The organism is Flavobacterium sp. UBA6195 (genome assembly GCF_002422095.1).
Taxonomy (GTDB): Bacteria; Bacteroidota; Bacteroidia; order Flavobacteriales; family Flavobacteriaceae; genus Flavobacterium.
On record NZ_DITB01000113.1, the window covers coordinates 6,063 to 6,902 of the forward strand.

An 840-nucleotide genomic window follows, 5' to 3' on the forward strand; every position below is an offset into this window, starting at 1 on the left:
CCGCACATTACAAATATAAAAACGGGGCTACAGAAGAACATGGTTTAGAAATATGGCTAAATCAACTTAAAGAAGCATTGGAAAATTCATCGGCTAATGCAGTCGATTTTGTAGAAGATTTTAAATTAAATTTATATGCCAAAGAAATCTATGTCTTCACTCCAAAAGGCGAAATTAAATCGCTACCAAAAGGAGCTACTTCTTTAGACTTTGCTTTTAGTATTCACTCAGAAATTGGAGTAAAAACTAGAGGAACTCGGGTAAATGGAAAATTAGTTCCTTTAAATCATGTACTCAATAGTGGTGACCAAGTTGAAATTATTACTTCAGTCAATCAAAAACCAACTTCTCAATGGTTAGATTACGTAACAACTTCGCGTGCTAAAAATAAAATTAAAAACGTATTAAACGAGAATACTAAAAAAATTGCAGAAGAAGGTAAAGAATTATTAGAGCGAAAACTCCGCCATTTAAAGATTACTCTTAACGAAAATACTACAAATGAACTTGTAAATTATTTCAAGTTACAAACTAGTCTCGATTTATTTTACAGAGCTGGAATTGGTGCAATTGAAAACCAACAATTAAAAGACTATGCCGCTCAAAAAAGTAACACTCTTGTAAATTTTTTCAAAAAAACAATTAAACGCTCACCGTCTCATAACACTGATCAAATTCAGAAAAATGAAATCAGTAAAAAATACGATTTACTAGTTTTTGGAACAGAGCAAGACAAATTAGATTACAAACTTTCATCATGCTGTAATCCAATCCCTGGTGATGAAGTATTTGGATTTGTAACGATAAACGAAGGTATTAAAGTTCATAGAAAAGACTGTC

The 840-nt window shown here is 31.3% G+C and carries 1 protein-coding gene; it reads left to right on the forward strand.

Annotation, left to right across the window (positions count from 1 at the left end; translation table 11 throughout):
* The coding region (locus B4I81_RS10145; protein ID WP_291110290.1) for a TGS domain-containing protein at positions 1 to 840 on the forward strand (840 nt) is incomplete at both ends.